This window comes from Arcobacter sp. F2176, from assembly GCF_004116465.1.
Lineage (GTDB): Bacteria > Campylobacterota > Campylobacteria > Campylobacterales > Arcobacteraceae > Arcobacter > Arcobacter siniprincipis.
Map to the genome: position 1 here is coordinate 113,399 of NZ_PDJV01000001.1, position 19,543 is coordinate 132,941.

18 protein-coding genes are annotated in these 19,543 nt (G+C 25.9%); 4 read left to right on the forward strand and 14 right to left on the reverse strand.

The window, feature by feature from the left end:
- Window positions 1-67: 67 nt before the first annotated feature.
- Complete coding sequence (locus CRU95_RS00430) at window positions 68-1,351, reverse strand: M20/M25/M40 family metallo-hydrolase (protein WP_129099180.1); 1,284 nt, start codon at window positions 1,349-1,351, stop codon at window positions 68-70.
- Window positions 1,352-1,462: 111 nt separating this feature from the next.
- Between CRU95_RS00430 and CRU95_RS00435 the strand changes: the two genes are divergently transcribed.
- On the forward strand, window positions 1,463-3,250 hold the full coding sequence (locus tag CRU95_RS00435) for an HD domain-containing phosphohydrolase (RefSeq protein ID WP_164969688.1): 1,788 nt from the start codon (window positions 1,463-1,465) through the stop codon (window positions 3,248-3,250).
- Between the two features lie 16 nt (window positions 3,251-3,266).
- Here CRU95_RS00435 and ccsA read toward each other — a convergent pair whose 3' ends face one another.
- Complete coding sequence (gene ccsA, locus CRU95_RS00440; protein ID WP_258238575.1) at window positions 3,267-6,086, reverse strand: cytochrome c biogenesis protein CcsA; 2,820 nt, start codon at window positions 6,084-6,086, stop codon at window positions 3,267-3,269.
- Between the two features lie 136 nt (window positions 6,087-6,222).
- Between ccsA and cmoB the strand changes: the two genes are divergently transcribed.
- Window positions 6,223-7,152, forward strand: coding sequence for a tRNA 5-methoxyuridine(34)/uridine 5-oxyacetic acid(34) synthase CmoB (gene cmoB, locus CRU95_RS00445; RefSeq protein WP_129099183.1), 930 nt, complete (start codon window positions 6,223-6,225; stop codon window positions 7,150-7,152).
- Here cmoB and CRU95_RS00450 read toward each other — a convergent pair.
- Both CRU95_RS00450 and CRU95_RS00455 read right to left on the reverse strand, forming a co-directional pair.
- A complete protein-coding gene (locus tag CRU95_RS00450; protein ID WP_129099184.1) occupies window positions 7,149-8,117 on the reverse strand; it encodes a GGDEF domain-containing protein in 969 nt (322 codons plus the stop codon). The two genes, cmoB and CRU95_RS00450, sit on opposite strands and share 4 nt — an antisense overlap.
- 79 nt (window positions 8,118-8,196) lie before the next feature.
- Window positions 8,197-8,790, reverse strand: a complete 594-nt coding sequence (locus CRU95_RS00455; protein ID WP_129099185.1) for an MBL fold metallo-hydrolase — start codon at window positions 8,788-8,790, stop codon at window positions 8,197-8,199.
- 62 nt (window positions 8,791-8,852) lie between these two features.
- On the opposite strand from CRU95_RS00455, the gene CRU95_RS00460 reads away from it, so the two are divergent.
- Window positions 8,853-9,674 (forward strand): ferritin-like domain-containing protein, encoded by an 822-nt coding sequence (locus tag CRU95_RS00460; RefSeq protein WP_129099186.1) that lies wholly within the window; start codon window positions 8,853-8,855, stop codon window positions 9,672-9,674.
- A 119-nt stretch (window positions 9,675-9,793) separates the two neighbouring features.
- Window positions 9,794-11,035, forward strand: a complete 1,242-nt coding sequence (locus CRU95_RS00465) for a response regulator (protein WP_129099187.1) — start codon at window positions 9,794-9,796, stop codon at window positions 11,033-11,035.
- A gap of 1 nt (window position 11,036) precedes the next feature.
- Here CRU95_RS00465 and CRU95_RS00470 read toward each other — a convergent pair whose 3' ends face one another.
- From CRU95_RS00470 to CRU95_RS00515, 10 genes are all read right to left on the reverse strand, one after another.
- Entirely contained in the window at window positions 11,037-12,101 is a 1,065-nt protein-coding gene (locus tag CRU95_RS00470) for an EAL domain-containing protein (RefSeq protein ID WP_129099188.1), read from the reverse strand.
- A 10-nt stretch (window positions 12,102-12,111) separates the two neighbouring features.
- Window positions 12,112-12,753, reverse strand: coding sequence for a pyridoxamine 5'-phosphate oxidase (pdxH, locus tag CRU95_RS00475; RefSeq protein WP_129099189.1), 642 nt, complete (start codon window positions 12,751-12,753; stop codon window positions 12,112-12,114).
- Between the two features lie 9 nt (window positions 12,754-12,762).
- Window positions 12,763-13,296: a DUF3833 domain-containing protein gene (locus CRU95_RS00480; protein ID WP_129099190.1), complete on the reverse strand. Its 534-nt coding sequence runs from the start codon at window positions 13,294-13,296 to the stop codon at window positions 12,763-12,765.
- Complete coding sequence (locus tag CRU95_RS00485; protein WP_129099191.1) at window positions 13,293-14,519, reverse strand: cyclopropane-fatty-acyl-phospholipid synthase family protein; 1,227 nt, start codon at window positions 14,517-14,519, stop codon at window positions 13,293-13,295. The genes CRU95_RS00480 and CRU95_RS00485 overlap by 4 nt, the downstream gene beginning before the upstream one ends.
- Complete coding sequence (locus CRU95_RS00490) at window positions 14,519-15,262, reverse strand: DUF1365 domain-containing protein (protein ID WP_129099192.1); 744 nt, start codon at window positions 15,260-15,262, stop codon at window positions 14,519-14,521. Before CRU95_RS00490 ends, CRU95_RS00485 begins: the two co-directional genes overlap by 1 nt.
- A complete protein-coding gene (locus CRU95_RS00495) occupies window positions 15,259-16,494 on the reverse strand; it encodes an NAD(P)/FAD-dependent oxidoreductase (RefSeq protein ID WP_129099193.1) in 1,236 nt (411 codons plus the stop codon). Before CRU95_RS00495 ends, CRU95_RS00490 begins: the two co-directional genes overlap by 4 nt.
- A 9-nt stretch (window positions 16,495-16,503) precedes the next feature.
- The gene (locus tag CRU95_RS00500; RefSeq protein ID WP_129099194.1) at window positions 16,504-17,001 is read right to left on the reverse strand and encodes a lipocalin family protein; all 498 of its coding nucleotides are present in this window, start codon (window positions 16,999-17,001) and stop codon (window positions 16,504-16,506) included.
- A gap of 82 nt (window positions 17,002-17,083) precedes the next feature.
- Window positions 17,084-18,325, reverse strand: coding sequence for an MFS transporter (locus CRU95_RS00505; RefSeq protein WP_129099195.1), 1,242 nt, complete (start codon window positions 18,323-18,325; stop codon window positions 17,084-17,086).
- On the reverse strand, window positions 18,322-18,756 hold the full coding sequence (locus CRU95_RS00510; RefSeq protein WP_129099196.1) for a nuclear transport factor 2 family protein: 435 nt from the start codon (window positions 18,754-18,756) through the stop codon (window positions 18,322-18,324). The genes CRU95_RS00505 and CRU95_RS00510 overlap by 4 nt, the downstream gene beginning before the upstream one ends.
- Complete coding sequence (locus tag CRU95_RS00515; RefSeq protein ID WP_129099197.1) at window positions 18,753-19,505, reverse strand: SDR family oxidoreductase; 753 nt, start codon at window positions 19,503-19,505, stop codon at window positions 18,753-18,755. Before CRU95_RS00515 ends, CRU95_RS00510 begins: the two co-directional genes overlap by 4 nt.
- Between the last annotated feature and the right edge of the window lie 38 nt (window positions 19,506-19,543).

Sequence of the window (19,543 nt, forward strand, 5' to 3'; positions counted from 1 at the left end):
ATTGTATTAGAAATAATATAAATATTTACATAATTATATTAATAAAAAAATTTTATTTTAAATTAATTTATAATTCAATAACTTCTTTTACAATTTGAAATAGATTATTAATAGAACTAATACTTACTTTTTCATCATATGAGTGTGGATTATAGATATTTGGTCCTATTGATGCAACTTTTAAATGCGGAAATTTCTCTTTAAAAATAGCACACTCTAATCCTGCATGAATAGCTCTAAATTCTGCTTTTTCATTATGTTTTTTATATATTTCATATACTGTTTGTGTAAATTCATTTTTATCTGGCTTCCATGCTGGATATTTACCTTTTGTTTCAACTTCAAAGTTATATTTTTCTAATGTTTCTTTTGTCTCTTTTTTTATAGTATATAATTTATCATTATCCATAGATCTAGCACTTAACTTGACAACTATTTCATTAAGTTGAGTTTTTGCAATTGCTAAGTTAATTGAAGTTTCTACTACATTTAGTTCAGGATTAAACTCTCTTACTCCATTTTCAAAATTATAAATGAAATCAATTATTTCATCACTATATATATTAAAGTGTTCAGGTATATCTTTTACTTCTGTTATGCTCATATTTTCATGGTTTATTAGTGGTGGAGTTTTAGCTGCAATTATTGCTTTTGCATTTGCAGGAATTGAATTAATTCTTTCCCCTCCATTTAAATCTAATAATTTACCACCACATTCTTTAATTGATTTTGCAATTAGTTTTAAGGCATTTGGTATATTTTCATGGATATTTACACCACTATGACCACCTCTTAGTTTTGAAATAGTTATTTCATACATTTTTAACTTATCATTATTGGCAATCAATTTATGAGAAGAGTGTTTAGCTATTATATCAACACCTCCTGCACATCCTATGCAAATTTCTCCTTCTTCTTCTGAATCAAGATTTAACATAAAAGGAGATTTTATTTCAAGCTTTATGTCATTTGCACCAATTAAGCCAACTTCTTCATCAGAAGTAAAAAGGTACTCTAAATCTTTATTTTCAGCCATAAGTGCTAGCATGTAAGAACATCCAATACCATTATCTGCACCTAAAGTTGAATTCTCTGCCTTAAAAAAGCCATTGTCTTCTATTATTTTAGGAATAGTGTTATCTATTAAACAAACAATATCATAGTGTGATTGTAAACAAATCTTTGATTTTGAGTTTTTCTTTTTACAAAGGATATTATTAACTTCATCAACAAAACACTCATAATCATATTCTAAAGCGTGATTTTTAACATAATTTATAAATTCATTGTGTGTGCCACTGCATCTTGGTATGGTTGTTATTTCTTTAAATATATCTAATACTAAATTCAAAATAGACCTTTATTTTTTTATAATTATATCAAAAAGATTTAAATACATCATTATTATTTTATTTCTTTTTAAGATATAATAATTGTAAACATATAATTTTTAGGAATGACTATGAAACTATCATTAAAAACACTTCTTTTAATTTCTTTTTCTTTTATTATTGTTATATCAATGAGTATTATATCAATGATGTCATATTATTCTACAAAAGCCAATATGGCAGAACAATCATATAAGATAATGCAAAATATATCAGACTTTGCAGTTGATAAATCAAAAACATATATGAATGTTGCAACTGATGCTTCTAATTTGACTAGAAACTTAGAAAATAAACATGTAATAAATATGAATAATGAAAAAAAACTAGTTAGTTATTTCTTTGAACAAATGGCTATAAATCAATATTTTTCAGGACTTTATTACGCTTCTACTGATGGAAAATTTTTGATGCTTTTAAAAGATAAAAATGGATATTTAAAGAAAAAGATTTATTTTAACGATGAACAAAAAAGAGTAGTTACACTTTCCCATAATGATAAAAATATGAATTTAGAAAAAGAAGAAATACTTCCTAATGACAAATATGAACCAAGGCTTAGGGCTTGGTATATAAATGCGATTCAACATAAAAAATCAACTTGGACCGAGCCGTATATTTTTTATACTACAAAAAAAACTGGAATAACAATATCAACACCAATTTATAATAATAAAAATGTACTTTTAGGAGTAATAGGGATTGATATAGAAATAGAAAGTTTATCTACTTTTATTAATAATCTAAAGCTAGGAGATAATGGAAAAGTATTTTTAATAAATAAAGCCTTAAAAATATTATCATTGCCCACAGAAAAAAATAAGATTATTACAATGGATAGTTTAGAAAAAAATAGTATTATAAAACTTGCATATAATGAACTAAAAAAACAAACAGATGTTAAGTCTATAAAAAATAAACTTTTTTTAACACTTAAAAAAGGTGATGATACTTATCAAGCCATGTTTTTACCTTTTAAAATTGGGGAATTACAATGGACGGTTGGTATGTATGTTCTAGAAGATGATTTTCTAGGAATATTAAAAAATAACAATATTTTTAATATTTTATTTATAATAATTATTGGATTTATATCTTTATTTATTAGTCTTAAAATATCAAACTATATTTCAAGTCCAATATTAAAATTAAGAAATATGACTAAAAAAATTGAGGTACTAAATCTAAATCAATCAGATGTTCATCCAAATCCAATAAAAGAAATAAATGAGTTAATTACTTCATTTAATAAGATGAAAATAAATCTAAAAGAGTCATATTTAGATACTTTGTACAGATTAGCTGTAGCTTCTGAATATAAAGATAGTGATACAGCAGAACATATAAATAGAATTGGATTATATTCAGAAACAATAGCTAGAAGGCTTAGATTGTCTGAAGATGAAATATATATATTAAAACATGCCAGTGCCATGCATGATATTGGAAAGCTTGGTATTCCAGATAGAATATTGTTAAAACCAGGGAAATTAGATGAGCAAGAAAGAAAGATAGTTGAAACACATCCTGCAATAGGAGCTGCTATATTGAAGAATCCTACTTCTAATATTATGAAAATGGGAAGAGATATCTCTTTATATCACCATGAAAAATGGGATGGGACTGGTTATCCAAAAGGCTTAAAAGCAGAAGAAATACCATTATTTGCTAGAATTGTATCTATTGTAGATGTTTTTGATGCTTTGATGTCTAAACGATGTTATAAAGAGGCATTTAGTGAAAATAAATCTAAAGATATTATTTTAAAAGGAAAAGGTACATTTTTTGATCCAAAAATTGTAGATGCTTTTGAAGAGTGCTTTGAAGAGTTAGTTAAAATATCAAAAGAAAATTCATAAAAACCTAAGTAAAAACTTAGGCTTTTAGATTTCTATTTCTATATGCAGCTGCAATTGTAACTAATACAAAAGTTGTTACAACATAAACCCACATAGGGATTGGCACAGGATCTCCTGTCGCATATGAATGCATTCCAGATAAATAGAAGTTTACTCCAAAATATGTCATTAAAATCGTACTAAATGCTAAAACAGAAGCAGTTGTTAAAACAAATGGATTATTTAATGATTTAACAAATCTTAAGTGAATAACTATGGCATAAACAACTATTGATACATAAGCCCAAGTCTCTTTTGGATCCCAGCCCCAATATCTTCCCCAAGATTCATTTGCCCAAACTCCACCTAAGAAGTTTCCAATTGTAATTGCACTTAATCCAATGATTAAAGACATTTCATTTATATAAGTTATATGTTTAATTGTCTCATCTAAGTGAGGTCTATTTTTTCTAAATATAAAGAGTATAAGTGTCATAAATCCAATAATAGCACTTAATCCAAAGAAACCATAAGATGCTGTTAAAATTGAAACATGGATTGTTAACCAATATGATTTAAGTACTGGAACCAAATTTGTAATTTGTGGATCTATGCTTGTTAAGTGAGCTGTAAACATAAATATAGCAGCCACTATAACTGAGGCACTTAAAGCAAGTAATGATTTTCTAAAGAAAACTACACCTGCAAAAACACCAGACCATGATATATAAAGTAAAGATTCATATGTATTTGACCAAGGAGCATGCCCAGCAATTAACCATCTAAATCCCATTCCAAAAGTGTGAGTCGCAAATAATATTGCTAAAACAATAAATGCCACTAATGTAGTTTTCTTAGGTTTTATTTTAGGGTTAAATACAACAATAAATGATGTAATTAACATAATAAATCCTACAAATAAATAAGCTAGTGTTAGTTTTGGAAATATATCAATTTTATTAAATAATATTTCATTAGAGATTTCTCTTTCACTAGGAATAATTTTCTCACCAACTTTTCTTTGATAAGAGTTAATAAAATCTAAATATTTTCCTGCATTCTCCCAATCTTCAATAATTATTGTATTAATAAATCCTCTAACCATCGTTTCAACAGCTTTTTGAGCTCTTCCTTGAAAAGTTTGCATTGCATCTACCGGATTAAGCCATTTTGTTGACTTATTATCATCAGGGTTAGGGAACATGTTAAATAAGTTTGCATTATAAGTCATATAAGCGATATTTAATCTTTCATCAACTCTAATTACATCTTTTTCATATGTACCTCTATCAGAAGGTTTTGTTGTAATTGCTTTATTTATTTCGTTAGCTAAAATATATTTTCCATCTTTGAAAACTTCCGAAAATGCAATATATTTTCGTGAATTATCAATTCCTAAGAATTTTTTTAATCTTGGAGTAGTGATTTTTATCATTTTCACATCTCTCCAGATTTCTGGTCGAGAAATCATTCCTAGAACTATTTGATCAGCATTTAGATCAAACATACTTGTTTTTCCTGATAATTTTAAAAGTATTTCTCTATCTAATGTATCAATAGGTTTCATTCTTCCTGCATTACTTTGAACAGTGAGTAATCCAAATTTATTTGCAACAGAAGATGAATCTTTTTTAAGCATATTTATATATTCTTCTGGATTTTTGTACTCTTTTATTACTACTTGATGTTGAGATTGAGATATTTGTTCTTCTTGTGTTTGTTGTTCTGCTGCATGTAGATTACAGGCCGTAAAAGATAAACTTAGAGCAACAACCAACGATGCAAAGTTTTTATTTTTTAATTTATTAGCAAGTATCCAAAATCTCGATTGTTTACTAAATAGGTTTAAAATAAGTCCTAAAGTTAAGAAAAAATATCCTGCATAAGTTGGCCATTTACCTGGATCATTGTTTACTGACAAAACTGTTCCTTTTTCATCTGGGTCATAAGAACTTTGGAAGAATAAAAAATTGCCTTGGTGAAGTGTTCTATTCATAAAAATTCTATAATCATATGATTTTCCATTTGCTTCATTAACTGTAACTTCTGAAGCATAAGAAGAAGGGGACATACTTCCTGGATATCTATCAAGTTGAAAGTCATTTAGTTTAATTGAAAAAGGTAATTTTAATAATTTAGAACCATATTCTAAAGTTACAATAGTATCACCAAAGTCTTCAATTTTTGGAAAACCTTTTTGTCCTCTTTTCCCTGGTAATCTAACTGTTTTTGTTACCCCATTTAAAGTTAAATCAACAGATAAGATACCCATTTCTGATTTGCCTTTTTTACTTACAGTATAATCAATATAATTTAAATTCAAATCTTTATTGTTAAATTTTATGTCATAACTAAAATTATTTAACTTTTGGGCAAAATATTCAACTAAGCCTGTATTATAACCATCATCCATACCTTTTCTTAAAGTTGATGCTGCAAATTCTAATGGATATTCTTTGTAAAAAGAACTTCCATCTTTTTGTTTAATCTGTACTTGTAAGTATGGATTTAAAGAATACATTAAATCTTGAGTTTGACCTTCTCTTATTTGCATAATACCTTCATATCCTGCAAATCTTGTAACTGCGGCACCTATTAAAATCAAAACAAAAGATGAATGAAACAAAAATTTTGCTTTTTGTCTCCACATTTTTCTTCTGTATATAATTCCCATTAAATTAACTGTTGTAAGAACTAAAATAGCTTCGTACCACAAGTTATCATAAACTAAAACTCTAGCAGTTGAAGTTCCATAATCATTTTCAATAAATGTAGCTACAGCTGCACCAATTGCTAATAAAGCAAGCAGGGAAAGTGTAGTTTTAAATGAAAATAATATATCTAATATCTTATTCAAAATATAAGTCCTTTTGTATCTTTTTTCTGTTTCATTATAATGATGCATTATTAATAAAATATTAACTATTTCAAGTATAATAAGATTTTGTAATTATATCAAAAGATATTTAAGAAATTATGATTATAATTGCATTATGAATGAACAAAATAAACAATTAGAAGAATTACAAAAAAAGAGAATAGAGTGTCTTTCTTGGAAAAATATTAAACCATGGCATGAGCAACTTTTAAAAGCACAAGAAATCCAAAAAAGACCTTGTGAAGTTAAACTTGAAGATTGGCTTACTATTGGAAAAGAATCAGATTTAAATGATGAAGAAAAAGAGATTATTTTACAAACAGCAAAAACATTAATACCTTGGAGAAAAGGACCTTTTAATCTTTTTGGATTGGAAATTGATAGTGAATGGCAAAGTAATATAAAGTATAATCTTATTCGACCACATTTTAATTTAAAAGATAAAGTTGTCGCTGATATAGGTTGTAACAATGGTTATTATATGTTTAGAATGCTTGAGGATAAGCCTAAAAAACTTATAGGATTTGACCCAAGTCCACTTACTATGCTTCAATTTGAGTTTATTAATCATTTTATAAAAAGTGATATAGTTTATGAAAAACTTGGAGTTGAACATTTAGAAATATATAATCATAGTTTTGATTTTATTTTTATGTTAGGTGTTTTGTACCACAGAGCTGATCCTGTTGGGACATTAAAGCTTTTAAGAAACTCTTTAAATAAAGATGGTGAAGTTTTAATTGATACTTTTATGATAGATGGTGAAGATGAAGTTGCTTTAACTCCAAATGGACGATACTCAAAAATACCAAATATCTATTTTGTACCTACAATCCCAGCACTTAAAAATTGGTTAAATAGAGCAGGGTTCTGTGATATTGAAGTTCTTGCAGTCACAACTACTTCAAGTGAAGAGCAAAGAAAAACAAAATGGTCTTTTGATCAAAGTTTGGAAGACTTTTTAGACCCAAATGACAAAAATAAAACAGTGGAAGGTTATCCAGCACCTAAAAGGGTATATGTAAAAGCAAGAAGAAAGAATTAGAATAAATCTATATTATCTTCTTCTTTTATATCAGTAAAAGCTAAAAATGAACTTCTTCCTTTATTTTTAGCTTCATAAAGTGCTGTATCAGTATTTTTTATAATTTGATCTAGTGATGAATGTTTTGTATTAAACTTATCATAACCAATACATATTGTTTTTTTAAGAGTAGCTTTTTCATTTATTTGTATTTCAACATTTGCAAAGTCTTCAATAATCTTTTCGCATATAACTCTGATTTCATTTTCATTGTCACTACTTAAAATAGAAACTAAAAATTCATCTCCTGAAAGTCTTGCTACTAAATCAAATTCTGAGATATTTGTATGAATAACTTTCGCAAGTTCTATTAAAACCTTATCTCCAATATCATAATCAAATTCATCAATTACAGCTTTAAATCTATCTATTCCTATCATTAAAAAGAATATATCACTTGTATCAGTATGTGATAAGTTAATCAATTTATTAACATGCTCTGTTAAATATTGTCTATTATAAACATTTGTAACAGAATCAATTGAGTTTGATTGAACATAGTTTTTCTTTAAAATACCACTTTGGATAATAGGTGATATTTGAAAAAATGCTGACTCAATTGCATTATATTCAGCTTCTAGTACTGTAAAATGAGTTTTTGAAGTAGAAGAGAAAGACACTATAGCATTTTGAGAAGTGTGAGTATTAATTATAAAGAAAAAAGATTTATCGTCATCTAAATAAAACTCTTCTCCTTTTACATAAATATTTTCTTTTCTATTGTTTTTCATATCAAATAAAGAAAATGTCACATTGTCGACATTATAATTTCTATTTAGCCACAAATAAATATCTTCTGCCATTTGTTTTAGGTTTGAAGAGTATTGTAGTTGTTCATATAATTCATAAATCTTTTCTAAAGAAGTAAAATCTTTTTCACGATTGCATGATGATTTAATCAAATTTAGTATAGAATTTTTTAACATGACTCTTCTTTCTCTAATTTTATATATATTATAAGTATTTTTTATTGAAAATAGGATTAAAACTTAATTTTAATCCTATTTATAAATAATTTAACCAACCTTTTAATGAATGATTTTCATCCCTTAATGTTGTACTTTCACCATGTCCTGGATGAATCTTAATATTTCTTTCCCAAGATAAAACTTTTTTAATACTATTTTTCATATCTTGAGGATTTGAAAAAGGAAAATCTACTCTTCCAATTGTGCCTTTAAATATAAAGTCACCACTAAAAAGATTACCATCTATTTCTATAGCAGAACAACCAGGTGTATGTCCTGGAAAAAAATGATATTTTACAATTGTACCATCAAAATCAAACTCTTCATCTTCATTTACTAAAATATCTGGATGACTTGGTGTCATTCCAAATCCATATGGATCTTTTTCAAGTAAAAATGCATCATCTTTAGGACAATAAATTTTCAACCCAAATTCCTGACTAACTTCATAGTTTGACCACACATGATCAAAGTGTCCATGAGTATTTAATATAACAACAGGATTTGTAACATTTTGTTTTATCCATTCTATTGCATCAACACCTGGATCTATTATAAAGTCTTTATTATCAACTGTCGCAATATAACAATTTGTTTGATACTCACCCATTGGTTTTCTTTTTATATCCATTTTAAACCTTATTAGATAGAATCTATTTTATTTTTGTGATTATATCAATTTAGAGGTAATAAGTGAATTATTTTAGGGATTTAGAAGAGATTTTATTAACAGTTAATCCAAATGAAAAGTTTAGAAAATTTAATTTTTTTTACAAAGAATTTATAAATGAAGATGTAGATTTTAATGATAATTATAAAGTTGTTGAGTTAAATGAACCGTCGTATAAAGATTTTATGAAAATTGTTCTTCCAAAAAATGTAAAAATAAGAAAATATTTTAATACAGATGAAGGTAAAGCTAGTTTACTTCACACTATAGCTCATATTGAATATAGTGCTATTGATTTAGCTCTTGATGCTGCATTAAGGTTTAAAAACTTACCAAGAGAGTATTATAAAGATTGGTTAGAAGTTGCAAGTGATGAAATTAGACATTTTTTAATGATAGAAGAACTTATGGAAAAGATAGGGTATAAATATGGAGATTTTGAAGTGCATACAAATCTTTTTGAAGCTATGAAAAAAACTAATACATTAGTTGAAAGGATGGCAATTGTTCCACGATATTTAGAAGCAAATGGACTTGACCAAAATCCCAAAATTATGAAAAAACTAGAATCAAACCCTGATAAAATTAATAATGAGATTTTAAAAGCACTTAGTATTATATTAGAAGAAGAAGTTGATCATGTATATAAAGGTGATAAATGGTTTAAATATGCTTGTAAAAAAAATAATCTTGATACTGAAAATACATATTTGGAATTATTAGAAAAATATTATCCAGGAAGTACACAAGGAAAAAAACTAGATATGAATTTTGAAGCTAGAAAAAAAGCTGGATTTTCTTGTGATGAATTAAAAAGACTATCAAATAGAAATGAATGCAACTAATATTTTATATTAAATAATAAAAAGAAATATAATAATCACTTAATATTAAACTCTATATAATAATTTCAAATTTATATAAGTTAATCAAAATAATATAATGAATTTAGAAAAGGTCACTTATGAATAATAATTTTTTAAATAAAATAATAATATTAATTGTAGAAAATTCACAAATAGATAGAAAAATATTAGTTGATGCTCTTAAAAAATATTTTCCAAATATTTTAGAAGCTTCAAATGGTGAAGAAGGTTACGAAATTTACAAAGAGAATAAAAATATAGATATTATAATTTCAGATTTAAATGTAGAAAAATTATCTGGAATAAATTTTCTTAAGTTAATAAGAGCATCTAATTTAAATATTCCATTTATTGTTACAACTGCTAGAATTGAAGTAGATACAATGATTGAAGCTATAAATTTAAATGTTAGTTCTTATATTCCTAAGCCAATAGATATAGGAATTCTACTACAAAAAATAGATTCACTTTGTGAGAATAAACACTTTGAATCAAGATTAGAAGAAAAGAGAAAAGAAATAGCTTATTTACTTGAAGCAGTGGATGTTGCAGCTCTTATTTTTAGAATGAATGCTAAAGGTGAAATTTCATACATGAATACTGCAATGTGTGAAGTTAGTGGATATGATAAAGAAGAAATTACATCATTAAATTTTGATGATATTATTCATCCTGAAATACCTAAAAAATATATTAATAGAACATGGGATGAATTGAAAAATGGAAAATTATGGAAAGGAAATACAAAATTTATAACAAAAGAGGGTGAAACTTTTTACCTAAATAACACTATTTTTAAGACAAATATGGAAGATTTTATTACTATAGCTTTTTTAACAACAAAAGAAAATTTAGAAAAAAGAGATTTTCAAAGAAAAGTAATATTGAAATTTCAAGAATCAAATAAAAGAGAATTTGAATTAAAGACTCAAAATAGTGAATTAGAAGAAAAATTTGAAAAATTAAAAAATTTGTATGAAGGCACATTAAATGCATTAAAAGTCCTTAAAGACAAAAACATATCAAATGTAAGACAATTAAATCATTATGAACTTCAAGGTGATAACTTAACTCAAAAATATGAAAAATTTATGAATTCAAAAAAAGAAGAAGTAGAAGTTTATATTAAAAGCTTAAATATTGAAAAGAAAAAAAATGAAAAATTAATATTTAAATATGATGAACTTTTAGAATTAGTAAATAATTTAAAAGAAAAAAATACTAATTTAGAAGAAGAGATAAAAAATAAAAATATTAAAATAAATGATTTAAATGAAATACTTCTAAATAAAGAAAATGAGAAATCAAAAAAAGGACTTTTTGATTTTAATAAGAAGTAGTTTACAAGTTCAATCTTCTAATTGGCTCAGCTAAAGGTTTTGCATAATAGTACCCTTGTATATAATCAACTCCAATTTCTTTTACGGTATTTAACTCTTCAATCGTTTCAACACCTTCTGCTAGAAGTTTTATTCCATTTTCATGTGATATTTGTCTAAGAGCTTTGTAAATAGATTGTTTCATAGTATCATTTTGTATATTGTCAATTATATTTCTATCTACTTTTAGAATATCTGGTTTTATATCGATAATCATATTTAAAGATGAATATCCTTCCCCTACATCATCTAATGCAATTAAAAAGCCTTTTTCTCGGTAAAAATTAAGTATTTTTTTCAAATGCTCTTTATCTTGTACTTTTTCTGTTTCAACTACTTCAAAAATGATATTTTTGGGATCATAATCTAATTGTTTTGCCCATTTAACTGTGGCTTGAAGACAAAATTCAGGATCGTATATAGAAGTTGGCAAGAAATTAATAAATATTTTTTTATTTATTCTTTTAGTTGCAGCTGTTTTAAGAGCTGTTTCTCTACATATTTGATCAAGTTTAAAGTTTGTATTATTTCTAGTTGATTTTTTAAAAATTTCATCTGGATACATTAGTGATCCATCTGGGTAAACACCTCTTATCAAAGCTTCATATCCAAAAATAGAGTTTTTTTTCATATCAATGATTGGTTGAAAATGTGAAGTAAAACTTTTATTATATAATATATCAAAAAAAGAAGCATCTTTTATAAAATTTAGATATAAGAAGAGTGGTTTTGACTTTAATACAGTATTTATAGTAAGTGGATGTCTATGATTTTCTATAAAAACTCTTATCTCTTTTTGTTCTTCTTCTGAGAACTTTTCAATTAATAAATTAGCATTTTCTTCAAAAAACAAATTTGGATTTAAAGAGATAAAAGAGCATATATTTTCATTTATATTTGTTTCTAGTCCTAATTCATTCACATACATCTGTGTTTTTTTTAATAACTCATCTATATTTGAAATAAAATGAACAGTTGATTCACTTCCACAAATATTAAACTCTTCTTTACACGAACATTGAATCATAGTATCTCCTTTATGGTGCTAATCTATTTATTTCCCAATTATTTTTCTCATTTAATTTATACTCAAATCTATCATGAAGCCTATCTTTACCACCTTGCCAAAACTCAAAAACTTTTGGTTTTATTATATATCCACCCCAAAAAGAGGGGAAAGGTATTTCTCCTTTTACAAATTTATTTTTTATTTCATCAAATTTTGCTTCAAGTAGACTTCTTGAAGTAATAATTTCACTTTGGTGAGAGACCCAAGCTCCTATTTGACTACCTTTAGGTCGAGAAAGAAAGTATTTTAAAGAATCAGTTTTACTAATCTTTTCAATTGTTCCTTCTATTTTAACTTGTCTTTCTAATCCTAACCAAGCAAAATGAATTGCAGCATATGGATTTTCTTCTATTTGCCACGCTTTTTTACTCTTATAATTTGAAAAAAATACAAAACCATTTTCATCATACAGTTTTAATAAAACTGTCCTAATAGATGGTTTCATATCCTTTCCAACTGTTGCCAAACTCATAGCATTTGGTTCTAAAATTTCTGCACTTAATGCTTGTTCAAACCATACTTCAAACTGTTTGATTGGAGAGTTAAGTAAATCCTCTCTTCTTAAACCTTTTGTTGTATACTCTTGTCTTAATTTAGATAGGTCTTTCATTATAATTCTTTACTGTTTTATGATTGTAATAACTAACTCTCCAACCGTAAAACCAAACTTTTTCATTTTCGAATGATTTATTATTATACCATCTTCTTGTAAATGTAACCAATCTTTTACATTTATATCTATTGTTCCACTTCCATAAGGAACTCTCATAGTGTAGTCCATCATAACTGTATTTCCTAAGCTTCTTAAAACAGCATCACCAACTATATCAGAAGCAGTTCCTATGTAAGTACCATCTTTTTGGGGAGTTAAAGTCCAAATTCTTGTTTGTTTTGTACCATCACTATAAACAAATCTTTCATCTAAAGTTCCTACACCATTTTTATCCCAAGAACCATGCATATCAGCTTTGAAGCTTTTTATGATTTTTCCACCCATATCTTTTACTATTCCATAAGCTTTTAAATCTCCATTAAAATAATCTTTTGGAATAAACACTGGTTTTGTATCTTTAAAGTCACTCATTTTCATAGAAGTACATCCTGTAATTAATAAAGTTAAAACGATAAGTAAAGTGTATTTTATAAATCTCATGCTACTAATCCTTTGTTTAAATCTATATTTTGATCTCTTGTTAGTGTAACTTGTACTAAGTTTACATTTCTAGTTAAAAATGCAGCTTCACAATAATTAAGATACATTTCCCACATTCTTAAAAAGTACTCATCAAATCCTAGTTTTTTTATCTCTTCTTTTTTATTTAAGAAGTTTTGATACCAGATATTTAAAGTCTTTGCATAATCTTCTGTAAACTCTTCCATATGTAATAAATTTAGGTTTGTATGTTTTGTAGTTGTTTCTAATATTTTAGAAACACTTGGCAAATGTCCACCAGGGAATATATATTTTTGAATAAAGTCTGTACTATTACTATAGTGTTTATATCTTTGGTCTGGCATTGTTATTATTTGTAAAACAACAACACCACTTGGTTTTAGTAATGATTCACACTTTTTAAAGAAAATATCAAAGTACTCTTTTCCTACAGCTTCAAACATCTCTACAGCGATAATTGAATCAAATTTACCTTCTAAATCCCTATAATCTTTTAGCAAAATATCTATGCTTTCCTCCACTTTATGTTCTTTAAACTTCTCCTCACAAAGTCTTTTTTGTTCAGTACTAAGTGTTACTGTTGTTACTTTACATTGTTTTTCTTTTGCTAAATGTAAAGCCATAGAACCCCAACCTGAGCCAATTTCAAGTACATTATCACCTTTTTTTAGGTTTAATTTATTGGCAAGGTGTTCTATTTTTCTTTTTTGTGCTGTATATAAATCTTCATCTTTGTCTTTAAATATTGCAGCTGAATACATCATTGTATCATCCAAAAAAAGTTTATAAAAGTCATTTGATAAATCATAATGCTCTGAGATATTTTTTCTCGAATTCTTTTTTGAATTTTTTCTTAGGAGATGTTTTACTTTGTTAAAATGAGGAAGAAGATTTATTAAGAAATTTTTTGCATTATCTTCACTTTTTATTCCTATGTGTTTTGAATTTAATAAAGCTATTTTTATTAAATTTGTTAAATTACTTACAGAAAATTCTTTATTCATATAACTCTCCGCAAAACCTATATCTCCATAAAAAAGAAGGTTTTTAAAGAAACTATAATCATGTATTTCTAAACAAATTTCTTCATCTAACTTATTCCCATAATATTTTATTTGACTATTTGGGTATATTACTTTTAAATTTCCTATTTGGATTTTAGATAATAAATTCTCACCAAATTTATGCCATAACTTTTTCACTAGTATCTCCTTATTTGATCTTCTTTTATAGGTTTTTTCCAAACTAGTCCCAATCTTTTTAGTTTTATTGATTGCCAGATTGTTCGGGTTACTACAAAAAAAGTTAAAAATGTATGTTTTAAGAATAGTTTTAATACATTCTTTGATGAAAACTCCAATGAGTTTCCATTAAAATATGCACAAAGTACTCGATTTTTATTTTCATATAAATCGATTTTTACTAACATCGATTTTTCAGCATACTTAAAAGTAAATTCATACTCTCCAACTCTACTAAAAAAAGGAGAGACATACATATCTTTTTTTACTATTGCTTTATATTTATTTCCTTTTGTTTCTTCTAAGTCAAGATTATAAATAACTCTACCACCATTGTAGTTATGTACTTCTGCTAAAAGTTTACTTGGTTTATTGTTTTCATCATTTATAATTAAAAGACTTATTGGATTAAAAACAAAATTCATTATTCTAGGAAGTGTTATAAAATGCATTCTTAAAGATTTTTCCACATTATGGGCTTTTAATAGATACTCCACATTATCTAAAAAACTTTTCTTTTGTCCAAAATGATCTTTTGACAAAAAAGAAAATAAATTAAATTTATTAGTCGAAAACAGGGTGTTTTTTAATGAATTTATATCGCTTAAATCAATGTCTAACATAAAAAATTTATACTTAAAAGTATGTTCAACTGGTAAAAATCTTTTATGATATATTATTCCATCAAAAAATTTATGACTCATAATCCACATCCTAAATCTTGAGCAATAGTATTAGCACTCCATAAACCATCTTCGTGGAAGCCATATCTCCAATAAGCACCTGCAAAATATGTATTGTTTACTCCATTTATTTCTTCTCTTCTTTTTTGCATATTTATTGTATTTATGTCAAATTGAGGATGAGAATATTCAATTTTTTCAATAATATTTTCTACATTATCTATCTCATTTAAAGATACAAAATAGTCTTTTTTACTTTTTAAATTTTGCAATCTATTTATCCAATATGATAAAGTAACATTTGCATTTCCATTATTACTTTTATAATTCCAAGCTGCATAGATTTTTTTATTTGGATATAAAACATTATTATCATTATGAAGTAGGGCACTATTATTTTTATATTTAAAAGTACCTAATATCTCTTCTTCAATAGAAGTTGTATCTTTTATTAACTCTAAAGCTTCAGGAGCATGCATTGCAAATATTACTTTGTCATAGATTGATTTTGTATTATTTGCATGGTGTAATACTACTTTGTTATTTTCTCTTGTAACAGAAATAACATCAGAGTTTAATATTGTTTTTCCTGAGATTTTTTCAATGATTTTATTTACATAATTTATACTTCCATTTGATACAGTTAACCATTGATGATGACTATTTACTCCCAGTAATCCATGATTTTTGAAAAAGTTTATAAATGTATAAGCTGGAAAGTCATGCATTTTATCACTAGGCGTTGACCAAATAGCTGCCCCCATAGGAATTAGATATCTATTTTTAAATGCTTCTGAGTAGTTTTCTATATATTCACCTAATGATTTGTTTAATTGTGGTGAATTTATTTCTAAATCAAAATTTGCTCTTTCATTAAAATTTAATATATCTTTTATCATTTTATAATGGGTTAGAGAAAATAGATTTTTCTTTTGAAAAAACATTCCTTTTAGTGATTCTCCATTGTAAGCTACATTTGATTTAGTATCCCAAAAGCCAAAACTCATATCTGAGTTTTCTATTTTTACATCAAGATCCTCAAATAGTTTTGTAAGAAGAGGGTAGGTTGCATAATTAAATACTAAAAATCCAGTATCAACTCCAAATTTCTTACCATCTTCTTCAACTTGTGTAGTTCTTGCATGTCCACCAAATCGATTATCTTTTTCATATAAATCAACTTCATGTTTACTACTTAATAAATAAGCGCTTCCAAGTCCACTTATTCCAGCACCTAATACGGCAATTTTCATATTTAATCCTTATGAATGTTTTGAGTAAATAAGTTTTGAGGTATCCATAAAGCTACCTAAAAAATCCAAAATCTTATTTAGTTCTTCTTTTTCTATATCTTTTGATTTACTCATTATCCAAATATTCTCAAAATCACTACTTGCCATTACGGCAGTTTGATAGTCATTTATATAAATAATTCTGTATTCACTTGTAAATATGAAAAAATATGTCATATCTATCTTTGACATAGAATCTTTTTCTTTTGGAACTGCTTTGCCTTCATACTGAATAATATTATTAGTATCATTTTTGTCATAACACCTATTAAATACTTTAAACGCATTGCTATCGACTAGTTTATATTCAACAGTAGGTGACAAACAATTTTTCTCAAAATAATTATATGTGCGTGCAATCTCAAACCAAGTGCCACTAAAAAGTTTAGGGTCAACAAAACTAACACTTTGTGGAGTTTTTGAATATAAATAAATGAAAAAAAACATTAATACAAAAACCATACGCATATTAACTCCTAAAATTCTATTATTATGATTATATAAATAGAATAAATAATTTAATAGTTAGTTTTTGTCATTTCATAAATTATTATTGGTCTTTGTACTTTTTTATAAAGAATACTGCTAAAAGTTTAAATAATATGGGAAGAATAGAATAAAGCATTATAAGAGTATTTAAAGCTATGGTAGAGACATTATTTGCATCAAAACCAACTAATTCTAACACAATAAAAGTTATAAATACAGCTAAGGCTAAAGATAGTTTTGTAATCATATTCCAAAAACCAAAGAGTACACCTGATATTTGGTTGCCTAAGGTTTTTGATTTTTGAGCAATGTCAGATTGAATGGAAGCCGGTATTGCCATATCTGCACTTAGACTTATTCCTGTACAAAATGAGATTATTCCAAATAATATATAGTTTTGTTCTCCTAAAAATGGAACAAAAGAAAAAGATATAACTGCAAAAAGAATTGAACTTATCCAAACTTTTTGTTTATTGATTTTCTTAGATAAATATATCCAAAAAGGCAAAGCAATTACAGCTGATAAAAAATAAACTAATAAAAGAGCTCCTGTGTATTCTGGTGTTTTAAGTACTAATTGCACATAAAATAAAAACAAAGTTGCAGGAATAGCATTTGCGAGATTATTTAATATAAAAGCTATAAAAATATTATTTGCTTTTGAAAAGTCTTTTTTAAACTTTTTCAAACTATCAAAAAAAGCTAAGGTTTCAATTTTATCTTTATCTTCTTTTATAGATAAAATAAAAATTAATATAACTATAGGAAAAACTATTACAGAACTTTTTAAAAGTAAATTCAAACTCTGCTTTGCATCTTCAGAAATACTATAAATGTAAGGTAATAGAAGTGCTATAACTACACCAACTATTGTAAAAACTTCCCTTGAAAATGATAGTTTTGTATTATCATAATAATCTTTTCCAAGTTCTGCATTTAAAGCAAGATAGGGAATATTTATAAAACTCCAAGAGATATAAGTTAAAGCAGAAAAAAGAAATAACCACCAAAAGGAGTTTGAACTTGCAGGATGAATAAGAAAATAAAAACTGAAAAGTAAAACTATACTTCCTCCTGCTATTAAATAGCTTTTTTTTATTTTTTTATCACTAATAAGTCCAATAAAAGGATCACTAATCATATCAAGTAATCTTGATAAAAAAAGTGCAATACCCACAAGTGCAATATTCAATCCTACTTCATTTACATAAAAATTTGGTAAATAAATATATATAGGTAGTCCCAAAAAAGCTACTGGAATAGCTAGTATTCCATAAGCAATCTTTTCAAATATTTTATTCATGCTTTTAGCTTATTTTTTATATATTTAATAATATATTTTAATAGCGGTATCTTTTCATAAATGTTTACTCCACTATCCCAATAATCAATATGTGAGATAACTTTACCTTTTGAAGAAAATTCAACTCTACTTACACCTATGAACAGTTCATATTCTTTACTTTCTCTTGAAGTTTTATATTTAAAAATCCATCTAAGATATGCAATATTATCTTTTGTAATTATTTCAGTAACATTAAAACTTGGTTCTTCTAATGTTTGATACATATGATTAAAGATTCTTATTAAAGAACTTAAATCATTTATTTTTTGAAAGGGATCTTCAAAATAGATATCTTCTGCAAATATAATTTTATAATCATTTATATCTAAATCTTTATTCAAATTTTCAAAAAATAAAGCGTAATTTTGGGCATGTTGTTTATAATTCATTTTAATAACTTCTTATTTATTGCTAGTGATATTTTATAAGGTAACATTGCCATTAATCTTAAAAATAAAGATATCTTAAAAGGAAATCTTATCTCAAAAGAGTATTTTTTATTTATTCCTTCATAAATATTCTTTGCAGCAACTTCACTAGTAATTAAATCAGGCATATCAAAATCATTTTTTTTGGTTAATCTAGTTTTTACAAAACCATGATTGATAATTTGAACTTCAATATTTTTTACGATTAGTTCTGCTTGAATAGATTGGGCAAAGTTTACAAGAGCAGCTTTACTTGCACTATATCCTCCACCATAAGGAAGACCAAAATAACTTGATAAACTGGCATTAAAAACCAATCGTCCATATCCTTGTTTTTCATAAAAAGGTATAAGGGTTGTAGTTACTCTTAATGCTCCTAGATAATTGATATTTGTCATATTTTCATAATGTTTAATATTCCAATTTTCCATAGACATAACTTCATAAACAGCTGCATTAAAAATAGTAATATCAATTGTATCAAATATATTAAAAACTTTTTTTACAGATGATTCTACACTTTGTGTATTAGACACATCAATATTTAATAAATTTAATTTTTTTGGGTATTGTTTTTGTAAAGCTAGTAATTCTTTTGATGATTCTATTGTTCTAGAAGAGGCTATTATCTTGTAATCTAGTTTTAAATATATATTTAAAAGATCTAATCCAATGCCACTACTAGAACCTATTATCCAAATATTTTTCATAGTTAAACCTTTATTTGAGAAGTTTAACTGTGTTTTAT